Origin of the sequence: Citrobacter sp. UYEF32, assembly GCF_040546205.1 — a bacterium.
GTDB lineage: Bacteria > Pseudomonadota > Gammaproteobacteria > Enterobacterales > Enterobacteriaceae > Phytobacter > Phytobacter diazotrophicus.
Genome location: NZ_JBEPNI010000007.1, coordinates 181,142 through 200,259, shown reverse-complemented (window position 1 = coordinate 200,259; position 19,118 = coordinate 181,142). Strand labels below are relative to the sequence as shown.

Below are 19,118 nucleotides of genomic sequence, written 5' to 3'. Positions count from 1 at the left end.
TGTCACTCTTAAATGGAAATTTATCTGAAATACGCTTATGAAAAAGAACGTTATATATGACAGATTTTACTTAAGTTAAAAAATGAAAACGTTAAAAAAACTTCTCAATAAAATGAACGGGATACACATATCTCGTAATGCAGTTCAGGCATGCGAAATTAAACCAGTAATGACGAGTAAATAGCGTGGCCGGTTGAGAAAGAATAGCGAAAAGTTAAAGCGAGAATTTCCAGGGTGAGCGGGTCAGGTGCTACGTGAAAACCGGTTCAGGAAGCTGAACCGGTAATAAGAAATATCAGGCCAGTTGCGGCGGCAGGCAAACGCCAATGCCACCAATGCCGCAATATCCATAGGGGTTTTTATGCAGATACTGCTGATGATCGTCTTCGGCATAGTAAAACGGCGGTGCGTTAACAATTTCCGTCGTAATAGTTCGATCATCATTCGCGGCCCGCATTGCCGCCTGAAAGCGTTCGAGGCTGGCGTGGGCGGCGGCGCTCTGCTCGGGCGTCAGCGGATAAATGGCGGAGCGGTATTGTGTGCCGTGGTCATTGCCCTGACGCATCCCCTGGGCCGGATCGTGGTTTTCCCAGAACACGTGCAGAAGCTGCTCATAACTGATCACCGACGGGTCATACACTACGCGAACCGCTTCGGCATGGCCCGTCTGTCCGGTACACACTTCGCGGTAGGTTGGGTTCGGCGTATAACCGCCCATGTAACCTGCCGCCGTGCTGTAGACACCGGGCAGTTGCCAGAACAGACGTTCGACACCCCAGAAGCAACCCATTGCGAAATAAGCGGTCTCCATCCCTTCCGGTACGTTTGTCATGGAGTGCTCGTTAACAGCATGTAGCGTGGCAACGGGCATTGGCGTGTTACGTCCGGGTAACGCATCCGATTGAGTAACAAGGTTTTTCTTATCAAACAGACTCATGGTGAGGCCTCCCATAAGCGCAAATTGCGGTTAAGGTTGTAACGAAGCGTCTCTTTTAACACAATAAACGCGGTAAATCAGACTAGATTTAAACATAAGAAATATTTGGGGTGTCGTCCGTTTTTCAATCCACATATTGGATTTTTTACAAGCCGCGGAGCGGTATTGACGTTTCCTTCCAGGGGTGGGAACAAGGGATATTCAGGAGAGAACGTGCCAAAAATCCGTACTTTATGTTTTGCCGGTTTGTTGCTGGCAAGCCATAGCGCCATGTCGGCAAACGTCCGATTGCAACTGGAAGGGTTGACCGGAGCGCTGCAGAAAAATGTCCGCGCTCAGCTTTCCACCATCCAGAGCGATGAAGTGACGCCGGACAAGCGATTTCAGGCGCGTGTCGATGACGCCATCCGTGAAGGTTTGAAAGCGCTGGGATATTACGAACCCACTATCGAGTTCGAGCTTCGCCCACCGCCGGCGAAAGGGCGTCAGGTGTTGATTGCGCGTGTCTCGGCAGGGGAACCGGTACGCATCGGCGGTACGGATGTGATCCTGCGCGGCGGTGCGCGTACCGATGAAGATTATATTGCATTGCTAAAAAAGCGCCCGGAAAAAGGCACTGTGCTCAACCACGGTGATTACGACGGTTTTAAGAAATCACTCACCCGTGTGGCCTTGCGCAAAGGCTATTTCGATAGCCACTACAACCACAGCCAGTTGGGCATCGCGCTTGACCGGCATCAGGCATTCTGGGACATCGACTATGACAGCGGACAGCGCTACCGTTTCGGAGATGTGACCTTCGAAGGTTCGCAAATCCGCGAAGAGTATCTGCAAAATCTGGTGCCGTTTAAAAAAGGTGATTATTACCAGACCAAAGATCTGGCGGAACTTAACCGTCGCCTGTCGGCTACCGGCTGGTTTAACTCCGTGGTGGTGGCACCGGAGTTTGATAAAGCCAGAGAAAGCAAAGTACTACCTTTAAAAGGTGTCGTCGCACCGCGTATTGAAAACACCATTGAGACCGGCATCGGCTATTCCACCGACGTAGGTCCGCGCGTCAAAGCCACATGGAAAAAGCCGTGGATAAACTCCTATGGCCACAGTTTTACCACCACAGCCAGCGTCTCGGCGCCGGAACAACAGCTTGATTTCAGCTACAAAGTTCCGCTGCTCAAAAACCCGCTTGAGCAATATTATCTGGTACAGGGCGGTTTTAAGCGCACCGATTTAAATGATACCGAAGCGGACTCCACCACGCTTGCGGTGTCCCGTTACTGGGATCTCTCCAGCGGCTGGCAGCGCGCTATTAACCTGCGCTGGAGCCTCGACCACTTTACGCAGGCGAGCGTAACCAACACCACCATGCTGCTTTATCCGGGGGTGATGATCAGCCGTACCCGTTCGCGCGGCGGTCTGATGCCGACCTGGGGTGATTCTCAGCGTTATTCCATCGATTACTCCAGCACCGCCTGGGGCTCGGATGTGGAGTTTATCGTGATGCAGGCGCAAAACGCCTGGATCCGCACGTTATATGACCGCCACCGTTTTGTGGCCCGTGGCAACCTGGGGTGGATTGAAACAGACGATTTTAACCGCGTACCGCCAGATTTGCGCTTCTTTGCCGGGGGGGATCGCAGCATCCGCGGCTATAAATACAAATCTATCGCGCCGAAGGATGATGACGGCAAGCTGATCGGCGCCTCGAAAATGGCCACCGGATCGCTGGAATATCAGTACAACGTGACGGGTAAATGGTGGGGCGCGGTCTTTGTCGACAGCGGCGAGGCCGTGAGCGATATCCGCCGCAGTGATTTCAAAACCGGTACCGGCGTCGGGGTGCGCTGGCAATCACCGGTTGGCCCGATCAAATTCGATCTGGCCGTTCCGGTCGGCGATAAAGACGAGCATGGATTACAGTTTTACATCGGTTTGGGGCCTGAATTATGAGTTTATGGAAGAAGATAAGCCTCGGCGTACTGGTGTTTATCCTGTTAGTGCTGGGGACGGTTATTTTTCTCGTCGGGACGACGAGCGGGTTACACCTGCTGTTTAAGGCCGCCAACCGTTGGGTTCCGGGGCTGGAAATCGGCCAGGTGACGGGCGGCTGGCGTGATTTATCGCTGAAAAACATTCGTTACGATCAGCCGGGTATCGCGGTGAATGCCGGAGAGTTCCATCTGGCGGTGAAACTGGGCTGCCTGCGTGACAGTAGCCTGTGCGTGAACGATATCTCGCTAAAAGATATCAATGTGGTCATCGATACCAAAAAGATGCCACCTGCCGCGCCGGTGAAAGAAGAGGATAACGGGCCGTTAAACCTTTCCACGCCGTATCCCATTACGTTAAGCCGCGTGGCCCTCAATAACGTCAATATCAATATTGATGACACGACCGTCTCCGTCATGAACTTCTCCTCTGCCCTGAACTGGGAAGAGAAGAACCTGACCCTGAAACCCACCTCGCTGAGCGGCCTGTTGATTGCCCTGCCGAAAGTGGCGAAGGTGGCGCAGGAACAGGTGGTGGAGCCGAAGGTTGAGAATCCGAAACCGGATGAACTGCCGCTGGGCGAATCCCTTAAGCAACTCTTCGCCAAACCGCTGCTGCCGCAGATGACGGATGTGCATCTGCCGCTCAATCTCAATATTGAAGAATTTCGCGGTGAGCAGCTTCGCTTAACCGGCGACACTGATATCACGGTCAGCAATATGCTGCTCAAAGTGAGCAGCATTGACGGCAATATGAAGCTTGATGCGTTCGATATCGATTCAAATCAGGGCACGCTTAATGCCACGGGCACGGCGACATTGCGGGATAACTGGCCGGTAGATATCACCCTCAACAGCACCCTGAATGTCGATCCGATGAAAGGCGAGAAAGTGAAGCTCAAAGTCGGCGGCGAGGTGCGCAAACAACTGGAGTTTGGCGTCAACCTGTCCGGCCCGGTGGATATTGTTCTGCGTGGGCAAACGCAGCTTGCCGAGGCGGGGCTGCCGCTCAATCTGGACATCACCAGCGAGCAGCTCTACTGGCCGTTTACCGGTGAAAAACAGTATCAGGCCGACGACCTTAAGCTCAAGCTGACCGGTAAAATGACTGACTACACGCTGTCGTTCCGCACGGCGGTAAAGGGCCAGGACGTACCACCAGCCACCATCACTCTGGACGGTAAAGGTAACGAGCAGCAAATCAGCATCGACAAGCTGAGCGTAGCCGCGCTGGAAGGGAAAACCGAACTCAAAGCCTTGCTCGACTGGCAGCAGGCGATTAGCTGGCGAGGTGAGTTAACGCTGGACGGCATCAACACCGCAAAAACCTTCCCGGACTGGCCTGCAAAACTGAACGGGCTGGCGAAAATGCGCGGCAGTCTCTATGGCGGAACCTGGCAGCTTGATATCCCGGAGCTGAAACTCGCCGGGAACGTGAAACAAAATAAAGTCAGCGTTGACGGGCAGCTTAAAGGCAACAGCTATATGCAGTGGACCATTCCGGGGCTGCATCTGGAACTGGGTCGCAACAAAGCCGATGTCAAAGGCGAACTGGGCGTAAAAGATCTTAACCTGGATGCCAACATCGACGCGCCAGGTCTGGATAACGCACTGCCAGGGCTGGGCGGTACGGCTAAAGGGCTGGTGAATATTCGCGGTACGGTGGATGCGCCACAGGTAATGGCGGATATCACCGCCAGCAATCTGCGCTGGCAAGCGCTGCGTGTGGCCCGTGTCCTGGTGAAAGGGGATGTGAAATCGACCGATCAGCTTGCCGGTACGATGGATGTGCGGGTTGAACGCCTCTCTCAGCCTGGGGTGAATATCAGCCTGGCAACGCTTGCTGCCAAAGGTAGTGAAAAGCAGCACGAGCTTGAGTTGCGGGTGCAGGGTGAGCCGGTCGCCGGGCAGTTAAAACTGGCCGGGAGTTTTGATCGCAACGAACAGCGCTGGAAGGGCACTCTTAGCGATACACGCTTCACCACCCCCGTCGGGCCAGTTGCCCTGAACCGTGAAATCGCGCTGGATTACCGTAATCAGGAACAGAAGATCAGTATTGGGCCACACTGCTGGACCAACCCGAATGCGGAGCTTTGCGTGCCGCAGACGATCGATGCCGGGGCGCAGGGGCGTGCGGTAGTCAATCTGAACCGCTTCGACCTGGCGATGCTGAAACCCTTTATGCCGGATACCACCCAGGCCAGCGGCACATTCAGCGGTAAGGCTGATGTTTCGTGGGATGCCAGCAAAGAAGGCTTGCCGCAGGGTGAAGTGACGCTATCCGGGCGTAATGTCAAAGTGACCCAGGTAGTGAACGATGCACCGCTGCCGGTCGCCTTCGAAACACTGAACCTTAACGCGAAGTTGCAGAATAACCGTGCGGATTTAGGCTGGCTGATCCGTCTGAACAATAACGGACAGTTTGACGGGCAGGTGCAGATCACCGATCCGCAGGGGCGGCGTAACCTTGGCGGTAACGTCAATATCCGCAATTTCTCGCTGGCAATGGCTAACGCCATCTTTACGCGCGGCGAGAAAGCGGCGGGTACGCTGAACGCTAACCTACGGCTCGGCGGAAATCTGCAAAGCCCGCAATTGTTCGGGCAGATGCAGCTCAACGGTGTGGATGTGGAAGGTAACTTCATGCCGTTCGATATGCAGCCCAGCCAACTGGCAATGAACTTCAATGGCACCACCTCGACCCTGCAAGGGGTGGTGCGGACCCAGCGTGGACAGATTAACCTGAGCGGTGATGCGGACTGGAGCCAGATTAACAACTGGCGTGCCCGCGTGGCGGCACAGGGGAACAAGGTGCGTATTACCGTGCCGCCTATGGTGCGTCTGGACGTCTCCCCTGACCTGGTGTTCGAGGCTACGCCGACGCTGTTTACGCTTGATGGCCGGGTCGATGTGCCCTGGGCGCGGATCGTCGTGCATGATTTGCCGGAAAGCGCGGTTGGCACCTCCAGTGATGAGGTGATGCTCAATGCGGATCTGAAACCGGAAAAACCGAAAAGCGCGGCGATTCCGATTAACAGTAATTTGATTGTGCATGTCGGCAATAATGTGCGGATGGATGCTTTCGGACTGAAAGCGCGGCTGACCGGCGATCTGAAAGTGACTCAGGATCAACAAGGGCTTGGCCTTAACGGGCAAATCAATATTCCGGAAGGGCGCTATCACGCTTATGGCCAGGATTTGATTGTGCGTAAGGGGGAGCTGATTTTCTCCGGCCCTGTCGATCAGCCGCTGCTGAATATCGAGGCGATTCGTAACCCGGATGCCACCGAGAACGACGTGACCGCCGGGGTGCGTATTACCGGCACGGCAGATGAACCGAAGGCGGAGATCTTCTCCGACCCGGCGATGTCGCAGCAAGAGGCGCTCTCTTACCTGCTTCGCGGGCAGGGTCTGGAGAGCGGACAAAGCGATAGTGCAGCAATGACTTCAGCCTTAGTGGGCCTGGGGGTTGCACAAAGTGGTCAGGTTGTGGGTAAAATCGGCGAGACGTTTGGCGTAAGCAATCTGGCGCTGGACACCGAAGGGGTGGGCGACTCCTCCCAGGTGGTGGTCAGCGGCTATGTACTGCCGGGTCTACAGGTAAAATATGGTGTGGGTATTTTTGACTCACTGGCGACTCTCACGTTACGTTATCGCCTGATGCCTAAGCTGTATCTGGAAGCGGTGTCTGGCTTAGATCAGGCACTTGATCTGCTCTATCAGTTTGAGTTTTAGCAATGCGAATATTTGTCTACGGCAGTTTACGACGCAAGCAAGGCAACAGCCACTGGATGACCAATGCTCAGTGGCTGGGCGATTATTGCGTTGAAGATTATCAACTCTACAGTCTGGGGCACTACCCTGGCGCTGTACCGGGTGATGGCAGTGTGCTGGGTGAAGTTTACCGCATTGATGCGACAACGCTTGGCGAACTGGACGCGCTACGTACCGCTGGGGGCGAATATAAACGGCAGCTTATCCAGACGCCTTATGGCAGCGCCTGGATGTATGTGTACCAACGGCCGGTGGAGGGGAAAACGTTTATCCCTACCGGCAACTGGTTAGACAGAGACCAGTATTAATACAAACACGCCACCTTCGGGTGGCGTTGTTTTTCCTGAATACCTTCCTAAATAACCGTTTCCTTCCGCGATTTTTCTATATTGCCTGGTTGAGCCGTGCCATAAAACGCACTCACGCTTAACAAGGACGATATGGCATGAACAAATCTATTTTTGCATTGCTGCTGGTTGGCATGTTGACCATTTCCTCGCCGACCTGGAGCGCATCTTCATTTAACGATGTGCAGCAACGGGCGGAAAGCGGGGACGCGAAAGCGCAACTGGAGTTGGGATACCGTTACTTTCAGGGTAATGAAACGGCCAGGGATGTAGAAAAGGCCTTACGCTGGTTCCAGCGTGCGGCGCAGCAGGGGTACACTCCCGCAGAATATGTGATGGGCCTGCGTTATGCGAATGGCGAAGGCGTCGCGCAGGATTATGCACAGGCGGCACAGTGGTATCGGAAAGCGGCGGTGAAGGGATTGCCGCAGGCACAACAAAATCTTGCGGTGCTCTACCGGAAAGGGCATGGCGTTGCGGCGGATAACCATGAGGCGGTGATGTGGCACCGTAAAGCCGCTGAGCAGGGGTTGGCTAACGCACAATGCAGTATGGGGTACGCGTATTTAGAGGGGGATGGTGTCGCTCAGGATTATGCTCTGGCGCTGGCGTGGTATCGCAAATCTGCTGAGCAAGGGAATGCCGAAGCCTACAATCAGTTGGGCGTGATGTACGTTCAGGGATTGGGTGTTGAAAAGGATCCCGCTGTGGCGGCACAGTTGTACCGCAAAGCAGCAGAAAAAGGTTATGACGTCGCACAATCGAATTTGGGCAGTCTTTATTATAAGGGGAGTGGTGTCGAAAAGGACTACGGGCTGGCCAAACACTGGTATTTGAAATCGGCCGAACAAGGATTCGCAGCCGCACAAACTTCACTTGCCTCGCTTTATTATCATGGTGAAGGCGTTGAACAAGACTATGTGCAAGCCCGCGAATGGTATCGGAAAGCGGCGGAGCAAGGCGATGCAACTGCGCAGGAGAGTTTGGGGATTCTGTATGAACGTGGCCTGGGCGTCGAAAAAAATCTTCAACAAGCGGTAGCCTGGTATCGGCTGGCTGCGGCGCAGGGGGATGCCAGGGGGCAAATGAACCTGGGCACCATGTACCTTGACGGGAGCGGTGTGGAACAGAACTACGTCCTGGCGCGCAAGTGGTTTGGCAAAGCCGCAGAACAGGGAAATAGCGTCGCACAGCATCGCCTGGGTTATCTGTACGAGAAAGGCCTGGGGGGTGAAAAAGATGGGCCGCAGGCGCTGGCGTGGTATCAAAAATCGGCTGAACAAGGAAACGCCATCGGGCAGTTCCGCCTGGCCGAGCTGTATAGCAGCGGCACTGAGGGCGTCAAATACAATCGCGAGCAGGCCATTATCTGGTACAACAAAGCCGCAGAACAGGGCGATCTTCATGCACAGGTGAATCTCGGTGCGCTGTACGGACATGGTACGAAAGAAGAGCAGCGTAAAGCCGTGGCGTTATACCGCAAGGCAGCCGAAAAGGGCTTTCGCATTGGTCAGTACAACCTCGGTTATGTCTACCTGCACGGAAAAGGGGTAGAGAAGGACGAAGCTCAGGCAGCGAACTGGGTGCGTAAGGCCGCTGAACAGGGGCTCAGCGAGGCACAGCTCCTGTTAGGGGAAATGTACCGGGATGGGCAGGGCGTTAAGCGCGATCGTGTGCAGGCGTGGGCCTGGTTTGATACGTCCTCAGCCAATGATATGAATCCCTTTGCGGCGCAAAACAGTATTTTTCTCGAGAAGAAAATGACCGCTGAGGAACGTGCGCAGGCGAAGGTACTTTCGAAACAGTACGTTGAGAAATACGCGCCGGAGGCCTGGGCGCGAATACAGAAGCTTAAGACTCAGTCTGCACCCATACAGTAATGAACTGGATGTGTGCCAACGCCACCTTCGGGTGGCGTTGTTTTTTGTCCTGCAGGCGTTGTCCGGTTACCAGTGCTTAATCAGCGATGCGCCGATGTCGGCGATTTTTTTGTTTCGTTCGTCCATGGTCGCCTGCGTTTCGGTGATGTAGATAACGACGATGCGGGCCGGTTTGCCATCAGGCCCCAGCGCGGCAACAATACCGCGAGAACCCCGTTCCCCCGCTCCCGTTTTATCGGCGATAAACCAGCCCGCTGGCATGACCGAGCGAATCAGCGGCCCACCGACTTTATCTGCTTCCATCCAGGCCATTAATTGCCGCTGTGATGCTGGTGTCAGTATCTTGCCGTTGAGAAGCTGGCGCAGCATCTGCGCCATGGCCTCAGGCGTTGTCGTATCACGCTCATCGCCAGGCAACGCTTCATTCAACGCGGTTTCCCATCGGTCGAGACGGGTGACCCGATCGCCCGCTTTACGCAGGAACGCCGTAAGTGCTGACGGTCCACCGATCGCAGACAGCAGCAGGTTGCCCGCTGTGTTATCACTCATTGTGATGGCGGCGCTGCACAGTTCGGCCACGGTCATCCCGTCGGTAAGGTGTTTTTCCGTTACCGGCGAGTACGCGACCAGGTCCTGCTTACGATACTGTATACGACGGGCAAGCTGCTCCTGCCCGGCATCCACCCGCGATAAGACCGCGCCGCACAGTAGCACTTTAAAAGTACTCATCATGGGAAAACGTTCTTGTGGACGATAGCTGCCCAGCATCTGACCGTTGGCGAGGCTCAATTCAGCATAGCCCACTCGTGCGTTAAGCTGGTCCTCAGCTTTTTTTACGGTCTCCAGCGTGAGCGGGTGAGCAAAAGCGGGCAGGCAAAAGGCGGTCAGCAGGGAGATAAAGTGCAAACGAAACCGTGGCATAGAGATACGTTTCCTTGTGGTTATTTCGGGGCCGGGGGGCAATCACTCAACGGTATGCATTGTAGAGGCATATGTTTACCAAAGCGTGATGAATTCGGGGATAAAGAATCGCACAGTCAATGAAAGCGGGGGAGATGCAGCACCCTCCGACCCAAAGGCGAATGGCGCTGCTGCTGATTACGCGGCGTTTTGCCGCAATTTGAACTGGCTTACGGCTTCTAACAGCTCTTCTGCCTGGCGCTGCATTTGATGCGCGGCAGCCGACGATTCCTGCGACAGCGTGGCGTTCTGCTGGGTTGCGGTATCCATATGCGTCACCGCCACGTTCACCTGATCGATTCCGGTGCTCTGCTCTTTGCTGGCGGCGGAAATGGACTCCACCAGCTCGCTCACCTGCTGCACGCTACGCAAAATCTCGGTCATTGCGGAACCGGCGCTTTGTACCTGCGCGTTCCCTTCGGCGATACGGTTAACGGAATTGTCGATCAGGTTACGAATATCCCGCGCGGCAGAGGCAGAACGTTGCGCCAGGGCGCGGACTTCGGAGGCAACGACAGCGAAACCTCGTCCTTCGGCACCCGCGCGTGCGGCCTCGACGGCGGCATTCAGCGCCAGGATGTTGGTCTGGAAGGCAATACTGTCAATCACACCGATGATGTTATTAATCTGGCTGGAGAGCTGGTGGATGTCGCTCATGGTTTGCACCACGCGCTCCACGGCTTGCCCGCCCTGACCTGCGATAGTGAATGCGTCGCGGGCGATAGTGCTGGCAAAACGCGAGTTCTCGGCGTTGCTTTTCACCACAGAGGTGAGCTCCTCCATGGAGGCGGCCGTTTCTTCCAGCGCGCTCGCCTGCGCCTCGTTACGTGAAGAGAGTTCCCGGCTACCGGTGGCAATTTGCACCGATGCCGAGGCTATGGATTCCGTGCTGTGGCGAACACCGTGGACGATGCGGGTCAGGTTGCCGTTCATCTCCTGCAAGGCGTGCATCAGTTCGGCTGTCTCGTCGCGCCCGGTGATACTAAAGGTTGTCTGCAAATCACCAGAGGCCACCGTGCGGGCAACGGTAACGGCTTGTGCCAGCGGATGGGTAATGCTGCGCACCAGCCACCAGGTGATAATCCCACCGGCCAGCATGGTCAGCGCCATGGCGATCAGCAACATCAGGCGGGTTTGCTGATATTGCGCCAGGTTGCGCGCGTCCGTCTCCACGTGAATGGCATTGGCGTGTTTCAGCGTCCGCTCTACTACCTCGTCAATCATCCGTGTCGGCTCCCGGTCAATGCCGGTCACCAGTTTGTCGACGCGTTGGGCGCTGGTAGGGTCGCTCAGATCGTATTGCTGTAGTGCGCTCAGGTAGTGTGCTTCAAGCTCAGCATGGAGCTTGCGAGTCTGTTCAACCTGCGCGTTATCCATGCCAAGTTGTGGCAACATCGCGCTCAGTTTTTCCAGCAGTTGCTGCGTTTTTTGGCTCTGGGAAACAAAGGCGGCTTTGTATTTATCAAAAGTCTCTTGTCCCTGAGCGCCGCGTAGTAGCGTGTTCTTCCATTCCTGGACCTGGATTTTGAACTGCACCTGGGCGTTACGCGCGGTATTAATGCTCTCAACAAGCACCTTCTCCGTTGCCATCATTTTCTGATTTTGCCCAAAGCTGTCACTGTTTATCGCCAGCCCCCGCAAGCCGATAAACAGCGTTGCCAGCAGTAACAGTGTTGCCATCAGGCCGAGTCGTTGCCCAATTGTGAAGTGATTAAGTTTCATGTTGTTCCCCGGTGGAATGAAAGAGCACGGTCACAAAAGGGGTATCGACCCGCGTGGGGCGGACTTTACAGAGGTCGGAAGGCGGTTGTGGGGCGGGTTTGGGTTATATCGTTCAAACGCATGGGAAAAGAATTTTGTGACATTTTTATGACAAATTAAGAAACGGGCGCTGAAAGGGCAGGAACAGAGAAGGACAGAGGAATAAGACATAAAAAAACCCTGTCCGCCGTTATCCGCGTTCAGGGTTTTTCAGATAAAACGGATTACTTCTTCGCAGCGCGCTCGAAGGAAGCAACGATTTCAGCTTTAGCCGCTTCAGCGTTGTCCCAACCGTCTACTTTCACCCATTTGCCTTTTTCGAGGTCTTTGTAGTGCTCGAAGAAGTGAGTGATCTGTGCTTTCAGCAGTTCTGGCAGGTCGTTCACATCTTTAATGTGATCGTACTCTTTGCTCAGTTTGGTGTGCGGTACAGCAACCAGTTTGGCATCTTCACCAGATTCGTCGGTCATTTTCAGCACGCCAACCGGACGGCAGCGAATGACAGAGCCGGGTTCCAGCGGGTACGGCGTTGGGACCAGCACGTCTACCGGGTCACCGTCCAGAGACAGGGTGTGGTTGATGTAGCCGTAGTTGCACGGATAGAACATCGCAGTGGACATGAAACGGTCAACGAACAGCGCGCCGCTGTCTTTATCGACTTCGTATTTGATCGGATCTGCGTTAGCCGGGATTTCGATAATAACGTAGATATCTTCTGGCAGATCTTTGCCCGCCGGGACGTTGAGTAAGCTCATGTTTGTTTCCTTTAAAATGTGTGGCAAACAAGTGCCGGGTATTATAGCCAACTCATCGGGAATGTCTTTGCTTGTTTTACATTGCGACACGCCTGACGCCCCCTTTTTTTTCTAAAAATGCAGCCGGATTATCCATAAAGATAGCTGCATCCTGAATAAAATTGTGAAAGCGATTACACTGCATAAATTAGACGTGGCTTTGAATGAAAATTTGTGTGTTTTCAAAGCATGATGCAGAGGCGATCGACCTGGCTCTTTTCGCGCGCCAGATCTCAACTGGCAACTAACAATTCATTCACTTTTCTGATTTGTGATGTAACGCATTCTGTTACATCTCCAATTGTCTATAGTTTTCCCGCAGGCGAAGTTGTAGCCAACAATAACCCTACGAGGATACACCTATGTGGAAGCGCTTACTTCTTGTCACAGCAGTTTCAGCAGCCATGTCGTCTATGGCGATGGCCGCCCCGTTAACCGTGGGATTTTCGCAGGTCGGATCAGAATCCGGCTGGCGAGCCGCCGAAACCAACGTCGCTAAAAGCGAAGCTCAAAAACGCGGTATTACCCTGAAAATTGCTGACGGTCAGCAAAAACAGGAAAACCAGATCAAAGCGGTGCGTTCGTTCATTGCCCAGGGCGTGGACGCCATCTTTATTGCACCTGTTGTGGCAACAGGCTGGGAGCCGGTACTGAAAGAAGCGAAAGATGCAAAAATCCCGGTATTCCTGCTCGACCGCTCAATTGATGTGAAAGATAAATCCCTCTATATGACCACCGTGACCGCCAATAACGTGCTGGAAGGGCAACTCATTGGTGACTGGCTGGTGAAAACCGTCGCCGGCAAACCGTGTAACGTGGTTGAACTACAGGGCACCGTAGGCGCGAGCGTGGCGATTGACCGTAAGAAAGGCTTTGCCGATGCCATTTCTAAAGCGTCCAACATCAAAATCATTCGTTCTCAATCCGGCGACTTCACCCGCAGTAAAGGGAAAGAGGTCATGGAAAGCTTTATCAAAGCGGAGAACAACGGCAAAAACATCTGCATGGTTTATGCCCATAACGATGACATGGTGATCGGTGCCATTCAGGCCATCAAAGAAGCAGGTCTGAAACCGGGCAAAGACATCCTGACGGGCTCTATTGACGGCGTGCCGGATATCTACAAAGCGATGATCGACGGTGAAGCCAATGCCAGCGTCGAACTGACGCCGAACATGGCCGGGCCGGCGTTTGATGCGCTGGAAAAATACAAAAAAGACGGCACCCTGCCTGAGAAGCTGACCATCACCAAATCCACGCTCTACCTGCCGGATACGGCGAAAGAAGAGTTAGAGAAAAAGAAAAACATGGGCTACTAATGCCTTTATCGCTCTGCCCCTCACCCCAGCCCTCTCCCCGGAGGGGAGAGGGTGTCGACGGGCTGGCACTATCTATCCCCTCTCCCCTCCGGGGAGAGGGTCAGGGTGAGGGGGAGAAAACAATGACCACCGAACAACACCAGGAGATCCTCCGTACAGAGGGGCTTTGCCAGTACTTCCCGGGCGTTAAAGCGCTGGATAACGTCAATTTCAGTCTGCGTCGGGGCGAAATCATGGCGTTACTCGGTGAAAACGGTGCGGGAAAATCCACGCTGATTAAAGCCTTAACGGGCGTCTACCATGCAAACAGCGGCACCATCTGGCTGGAAGGCAATGAAATCCGGCCTAAAAACACCGCCCATGCGCAGCAACTGGGCATTGGTACGGTGTACCAGGAAGTCAACCTGCTGCCGAACATGTCGGTAGCGGATAACCTGTTTATTGGGCGCGAACCGCGTCGTTTCGGCTTTATATGTCGCAAAGAGATGGAAAGACGCGCCACCGAGTTAATGGCGTCTTATGGCTTTTCCCTCGATGTGCGCGAGCCGCTCAACCGTTATTCCGTCGCCATGCAGCAGATTGTGGCGATCTGCCGTGCCATCGATCTCTCTGCCAAAGTGCTGATCCTGGATGAACCCACCGCCAGCCTGGATACCCAGGAAGTAGAAATGCTCTTCACCCTGATGCGCAAGCTCCGCGCGCAAGGTGTTGCGCTGATTTTCGTGACCCACTTCCTGGACCAGGTTTACGAGGTGAGCGACCGCATCACGGTTCTGCGTAATGGCAGCTTTGTTGGCTGCCGCGACACGCGAGAACTGCCGCAAATTGAGCTGGTAAAAATGATGCTGGGACGCGAACTGGATAATAACGCCCTGCAACGTGCGGGACGTACCCTGTTGAGCGAAAAACCCGTCGCGGCATTTAAAGGCTTCGGTAAGAAAGGGCTGATAGCACCGTTCGATCTGGAGGTTCGTCCCGGTGAGATCGTAGGCCTGGCCGGGCTATTGGGTTCCGGGCGCACCGAAACCGCCGAGGTTATCTTCGGGATTAAGCCCGCCGACAGCGGCAATGCGATGATCAAGGGTAAGCCCCAGACGCTGCGCTCACCGCATCAGGCCTCCTGCCTCGGTATCGGTTTTTGCCCTGAAGACCGTAAAACGGACGGCATTATTGCCGCCGCCTCCGTGCGGGAAAATATCGTTCTCGCGTTGCAGGCGCAGCGCGGCTGGCTACGGCCAATTCCCCGGCGCGATCAAAACGCCATTGCGGAGCGCTTTATCCGCCAGTTAGGGATCCGTACGCCGAGTGCGGAACAGCCGATTGAGTTTCTCTCCGGCGGCAACCAACAGAAGGTGCTCCTTTCCCGCTGGCTGCTGACCAAACCGCAGTTCCTGATCCTCGATGAGCCAACGCGTGGCATCGACGTCGGGGCGCATGCGGAAATCATCCGCCTGATTGAAACGTTGTGCGCGGACGGCCTGGCGCTACTGGTTATCTCTTCGGAACTGGAAGAGCTGGTGGGCTACGCTGACCGGGTAATTATCATGCGCGATCGCAAGCAAATAGCGGAAATCCCGCTTGCTGAGCTGTCGGTCCCGGCGATCATGAATGCCATTGCGGCATAAGGAGTACAGTGTGATGCCTCAATCACTCCCGCAAACCGGGCAACCGAAGCGCCGCTTTAAGTGGCCCACAGGGACGCCACAAATACTGGCGCTGATTCTGGTGCTCGTGGTGGATAGCCTGGTGGCGCCCCATTTCTTCCAGATTGTGTTACAGGATGGCCGCCTGTTCGGCAGCCCGATTGATATTCTCAACCGCGCCGCGCCCGTGGCGTTACTGGCCATTGGCATGACGCTGGTGATCGCGACCGGGGGGATCGACCTTTCCGTCGGTGCGGTTATGGCCATCGCCGGGGCGACCGCCGCGTCAATGACCGTGGCCGGATACGGCTTGCCGATAGTGCTGCTTGCCGCGTTGGGGACGGGGATCCTCGCCGGTCTGTGGAACGGCGTTCTGGTGGCGGTTTTAAAGATCCAGCCGTTCGTCGCCACGCTGATTTTGATGGTGGCCGGACGCGGGGTGGCGCAACTGATTACCTCCGGGCAAATCGTCACTTTCAACGCGCCCAATCTGGCCTGGATTGGTAGCGGTAAGCTCTTGCTGTTCCCGACACCGGTCATCATCGCACTGGCCACACTGGTTATCTTCTGGCTGTTTACCCGTAAAACGGCGCTCGGCATGTTTATTGAAGCGGTGGGGATTAATATCCGCGCGGCGAAAAATGCCGGGGTGAATACCCGCACCGTGGTGATGCTGGCCTATGTACTAAGCGGCGTATGTGCGGCTATCGCCGGGGTGATTGTGGCGGCGGATATCCGCGGGGCTGATGCCAACAACGCCGGTCTGTGGCTGGAGCTGGATGCCATCCTCGCCGTGGTGATTGGTGGCGCATCGCTCATGGGCGGGCGCTTTAACCTTGTGCTGTCGGTAGTAGGGGCACTGATTATTCAGGGCATGAATACAGGAATTTTGCTCTCCGGCTTCCAGCCAGAGCTTAACCAGGTGGTGAAAGCGGTGGTGGTGCTGTGCGTACTGATTGTTCAGTCGCCGCGCTTTATCGCACTGATTAAAGGAGCGCGCGGTCATGATAAAACGTAATTTACCGCTGATGATCACTCTGGGCGTGTTTATCCTGGGTTATCTCTATTGCCTGACGCAGTTTCCCGGTTTTGCGTCCACACGCGTCATTTGTAATATCCTGACTGATAACGCCTTTTTGGGCATTATCGCTGTCGGTATGACCTTTGTGATTCTGTCCGGGGGGATAGACCTCTCCGTGGGCTCGGTGATTGCTTTCACCGGGGTTTTTTTGGCGAAAGCCATTGGCTTCTGGGGGATATCGCCGCTGGTTGCCTTCCCGCTGGTGCTGGTGATGGGCTGTGCGTTTGGCGCGTTCATGGGGCTTTTGATCGACGCGCTGAAAATCCCTGCATTCATCATTACCCTGGCCGGGATGTTCTTTTTACGCGGTGTCAGTTATCTGGTCTCCGAAGAGTCGATCCCGATTAACCACCCGGTCTATGACACTCTGTCCGGCCTGTCGTGGCTGATTCCCGGCGGTGGGCGCCTGAGCGCCATGGGGCTGCTGATGTTAGGGGTCGTGGTCATCGGGATTTTCCTTGCCCACCGTACCCGTTTTGGCAATGAAGTGTATGCCATTGGCGGCAGCGCAACATCGGCGAACCTGATGGGGATCTCAACGCGCAGCACTACCATTCGTATCTATATGCTCTCGACCGGGCTGGCGACGCTGGCAGGCATTGTCTTTTCTATCTACACCCAGGCGGGATATGCGCTGGCCGGTGTGGGGGTGGAACTGGACGCGATTGCCTCGGTAGTCATTGGCGGTACGCTGCTGAGCGGTGGTGTGGGCACGGTACTGGGTACGCTGTTCGGTGTAGCGATTCAGGGGCTGATCCAAACCTACATCAATTTTGACGGAACATTGAGTTCCTGGTGGACCAAAATCGCGATCGGCATTTTATTGTTTATTTTTATCGCGTTACAACGTGGTCTTACGGTGCTGTGGGAGAATCGGCAGAGCTCGCCTGTTACACGCGTTAGCACAGCGGCAACAAGGCAGTAACACATTGAAATAATTAAAAAGAAGTAAAGTTTTTCCGGTGGCGGTCGATAACCTGCCAATGAGGCTTATTTTACGCCTGAAAGAATCTCTGCTACCGGAAAAACTATCATGCTCAGAACGCTCTCGCTTCGTACTGGTTTGCTTTCCCTTCTCGCTATTATGACTTTCCTGCTGCTGGTGGTGAGCGGCATGGGAATTTATGCCCTCAGCAAAAGCTCCTCCTCCCTGGAACGAATTAGCGTTCTGCAAGGTGAGAAGATGGCGCGCCTCAATGAAGGCTATACGCAAATTCTGCGTGCGCGTAATGAGTCGGGCCAGGCTGTACGCATGATGGAAGTTGGTCTGCTCGCCGATGCAGGCAGTGCAGTCAAAATCATTAATAGCGAAATTGAGCAGGGGCGTAAATCGCTCGATAGCGTCATTAAAGCGGGCGTGGATGACGAGCAGGGCGCAGCGTTGCTGGCTCAGGTTGCGAAAAGCTACAGCGTGTATCTGGACCAGGGCATTAAGCCGATGCAGGCAGCGTTAAACCAACAAAGCGCGGATGCCTATTATGATCTGCTGGAGAACAAATTAGTTCCGGTTTCCCGGCAGTTTGATAACGATATTCAAGCGTTTCTTAGCTGGGGCGAAAACCGTGGTAAAGCTGAGGTAAGCGCGGTCCAGACCAGCAAAAATTTTGTGATGATGCTGATTGTCGTCGTTGCACTGGCCGCGGCGGGCATCATCGTGCTGGCCTGGCTGGCAATGCGCCATATGCTGCTTAAACCGCTGAATGCGTCGATTGTCCAACTGGAGCATGTCGCCGCCGGAGACCTGGCATCCGTTAGCGTCAGTACCGCCAGTAAAGAGTTCAACCGCCTGAATGCGGCGATTGAGAATATGCGTCATTCGCTCATTAACTCCGTTACCCGCGTGCGTGATGCCAGCTCGCAAATCGATACGGGCAGCCGTGAATTGTCGCTGGGTAACGTCGACCTGGCGCAACGTACCGAATCAACGGCAACGTCGCTGGAGCAGACCGCCGCCAGCATGGAACAGATCACCGCCACGGTGAAACAGAATGCGGATAACGCCGACCAGGCGCATCAACTGGCGAAATCGGTGTCTGATACTGCCGATCGCGGCAGTGAAATGGTCTGCTATGTGATTGAGAAAATGCGCGATATTTCAGACAGTTCCAGCCGCATCGCCGATATCCTCAGCATGATTGACAGCATAGCCTTCCAGACCAACATCCTGGCGCTGAACGCCGCCGTTGAAGCGGCCCGTGCAGGCGAGCAAGGGCGCGGCTTTGCCGTGGTGGCAGGCGAAGTGCGTAACCTGGCAAGCCGCAGCGGTGATGCGGCCAAAGAGATCCGCCAGCTCATCAGTAGCTCTCAGGCCCAGGTGTCCGAAGGCAGCGACCTGGCGATGCAGGCAGGCGAAACGATGGATGAGATCGCGTCCGAAGTTATGCGTATGACCAAATTGATGCGTGAAATTGCCAGTGCGTCGCAGGAACAGAGTCGTGGCATTGAGCAGGTAAATATCGCAGTCAGCCAGATGGACGAAACGGCACAGCAAAACGCCTCGCTGGTGCAGCAATCTTCCGCCGCGACCCGCTCGCTGGAAGAGCAGTCCCGCGAACTGCTGGAGGCGATGGCCTCTTTCCGTTTGCAGCCAACTGCATAATAATTAGCCCCGCGCAGGTTCGCGCGGGATTTTTTATA

At 54.9% G+C, this 19,118-nt stretch carries 13 protein-coding genes; 9 read left to right on the top strand and 4 right to left on the bottom strand.

What is annotated here, in order from left to right; genetic code table 11:
* Positions 1 to 295 precede the first annotated feature (295 nt).
* Positions 296 to 937, bottom strand: coding sequence for a peptide-methionine (S)-S-oxide reductase MsrA (gene msrA, locus ABIB59_RS20370; protein ID WP_039077769.1), 642 nt, complete (start codon positions 935 to 937; stop codon positions 296 to 298).
* A 213-nt stretch (positions 938 to 1,150) separates the two neighbouring features.
* On the opposite strand from msrA, the gene tamA reads away from it, so the two are divergent.
* The 4 genes from tamA to ABIB59_RS20350 all read left to right on the top strand — a co-directional run bounded on the left by tamA (position 1,151) and on the right by ABIB59_RS20350 (position 8,923).
* Positions 1,151 to 2,884 (top strand): autotransporter assembly complex protein TamA, encoded by a 1,734-nt coding sequence (gene tamA / locus ABIB59_RS20365; RefSeq protein ID WP_079497708.1) that lies wholly within the window; start codon positions 1,151 to 1,153, stop codon positions 2,882 to 2,884.
* A complete protein-coding gene (tamB, locus tag ABIB59_RS20360; protein WP_354036815.1) occupies positions 2,881 to 6,657 on the top strand; it encodes an autotransporter assembly complex protein TamB in 3,777 nt (1,258 codons plus the stop codon). The genes tamA and tamB overlap by 4 nt, the downstream gene beginning before the upstream one ends.
* A 2-nt stretch (positions 6,658 to 6,659) precedes the next feature.
* On the top strand, positions 6,660 to 7,004 hold the full coding sequence (locus tag ABIB59_RS20355) for a gamma-glutamylcyclotransferase family protein (protein WP_039077766.1): 345 nt from the start codon (positions 6,660 to 6,662) through the stop codon (positions 7,002 to 7,004).
* A gap of 137 nt (positions 7,005 to 7,141) precedes the next feature.
* Positions 7,142 to 8,923 carry an SEL1-like repeat protein gene (locus ABIB59_RS20350; protein ID WP_354036813.1) on the top strand — a complete coding sequence of 594 codons (1,782 nt, stop codon included), beginning with the start codon at positions 7,142 to 7,144 and terminating at the stop codon, positions 8,921 to 8,923.
* A 66-nt stretch (positions 8,924 to 8,989) separates the two neighbouring features.
* Here the strand turns inward: ABIB59_RS20350 and bla are convergent, their stop codons facing one another.
* The 3 genes from bla to ppa all read right to left on the bottom strand — a co-directional run bounded on the left by bla (position 8,990) and on the right by ppa (position 12,399).
* On the bottom strand, positions 8,990 to 9,844 hold the full coding sequence (gene bla, locus ABIB59_RS20345; RefSeq protein ID WP_354036811.1) for a class A beta-lactamase: 855 nt from the start codon (positions 9,842 to 9,844) through the stop codon (positions 8,990 to 8,992).
* A 177-nt stretch (positions 9,845 to 10,021) separates the two neighbouring features.
* A complete protein-coding gene (locus tag ABIB59_RS20340; RefSeq protein ID WP_354036809.1) occupies positions 10,022 to 11,605 on the bottom strand; it encodes a methyl-accepting chemotaxis protein in 1,584 nt (527 codons plus the stop codon).
* Positions 11,606 to 11,868: 263 nt separating this feature from the next.
* Positions 11,869 to 12,399: an inorganic diphosphatase gene (gene ppa / locus ABIB59_RS20335; RefSeq protein WP_039077764.1), complete on the bottom strand. Its 531-nt coding sequence runs from the start codon at positions 12,397 to 12,399 to the stop codon at positions 11,869 to 11,871.
* A 401-nt stretch (positions 12,400 to 12,800) separates the two neighbouring features.
* On the opposite strand from ppa, the gene ytfQ reads away from it, so the two are divergent.
* From ytfQ to ABIB59_RS20310, 5 genes are all read left to right on the top strand, one after another.
* Entirely contained in the window at positions 12,801 to 13,757 is a 957-nt protein-coding gene (gene ytfQ / locus ABIB59_RS20330; protein ID WP_039077763.1) for a galactofuranose ABC transporter substrate-binding protein YtfQ, read from the top strand.
* Positions 13,758 to 13,879: 122 nt separating this feature from the next.
* Positions 13,880 to 15,382: a galactofuranose ABC transporter, ATP-binding protein YtfR gene (gene ytfR / locus ABIB59_RS20325; RefSeq protein ID WP_354036807.1), complete on the top strand. Its 1,503-nt coding sequence runs from the start codon at positions 13,880 to 13,882 to the stop codon at positions 15,380 to 15,382.
* 10 nt (positions 15,383 to 15,392) lie between these two features.
* The gene (gene ytfT, locus ABIB59_RS20320; RefSeq protein WP_107223524.1) at positions 15,393 to 16,418 is read left to right on the top strand and encodes a galactofuranose ABC transporter, ATP-binding protein YtfT; all 1,026 of its coding nucleotides are present in this window, start codon (positions 15,393 to 15,395) and stop codon (positions 16,416 to 16,418) included.
* Positions 16,405 to 17,406, top strand: a complete 1,002-nt coding sequence (gene yjfF, locus ABIB59_RS20315; protein ID WP_039077760.1) for a galactofuranose ABC transporter, permease protein YjfF — start codon at positions 16,405 to 16,407, stop codon at positions 17,404 to 17,406. Before ytfT ends, yjfF begins: the two co-directional genes overlap by 14 nt.
* A 108-nt stretch (positions 17,407 to 17,514) precedes the next feature.
* Complete coding sequence (locus tag ABIB59_RS20310; protein ID WP_354036804.1) at positions 17,515 to 19,080, top strand: methyl-accepting chemotaxis protein; 1,566 nt, start codon at positions 17,515 to 17,517, stop codon at positions 19,078 to 19,080.
* Positions 19,081 to 19,118 lie beyond the last annotated feature (38 nt).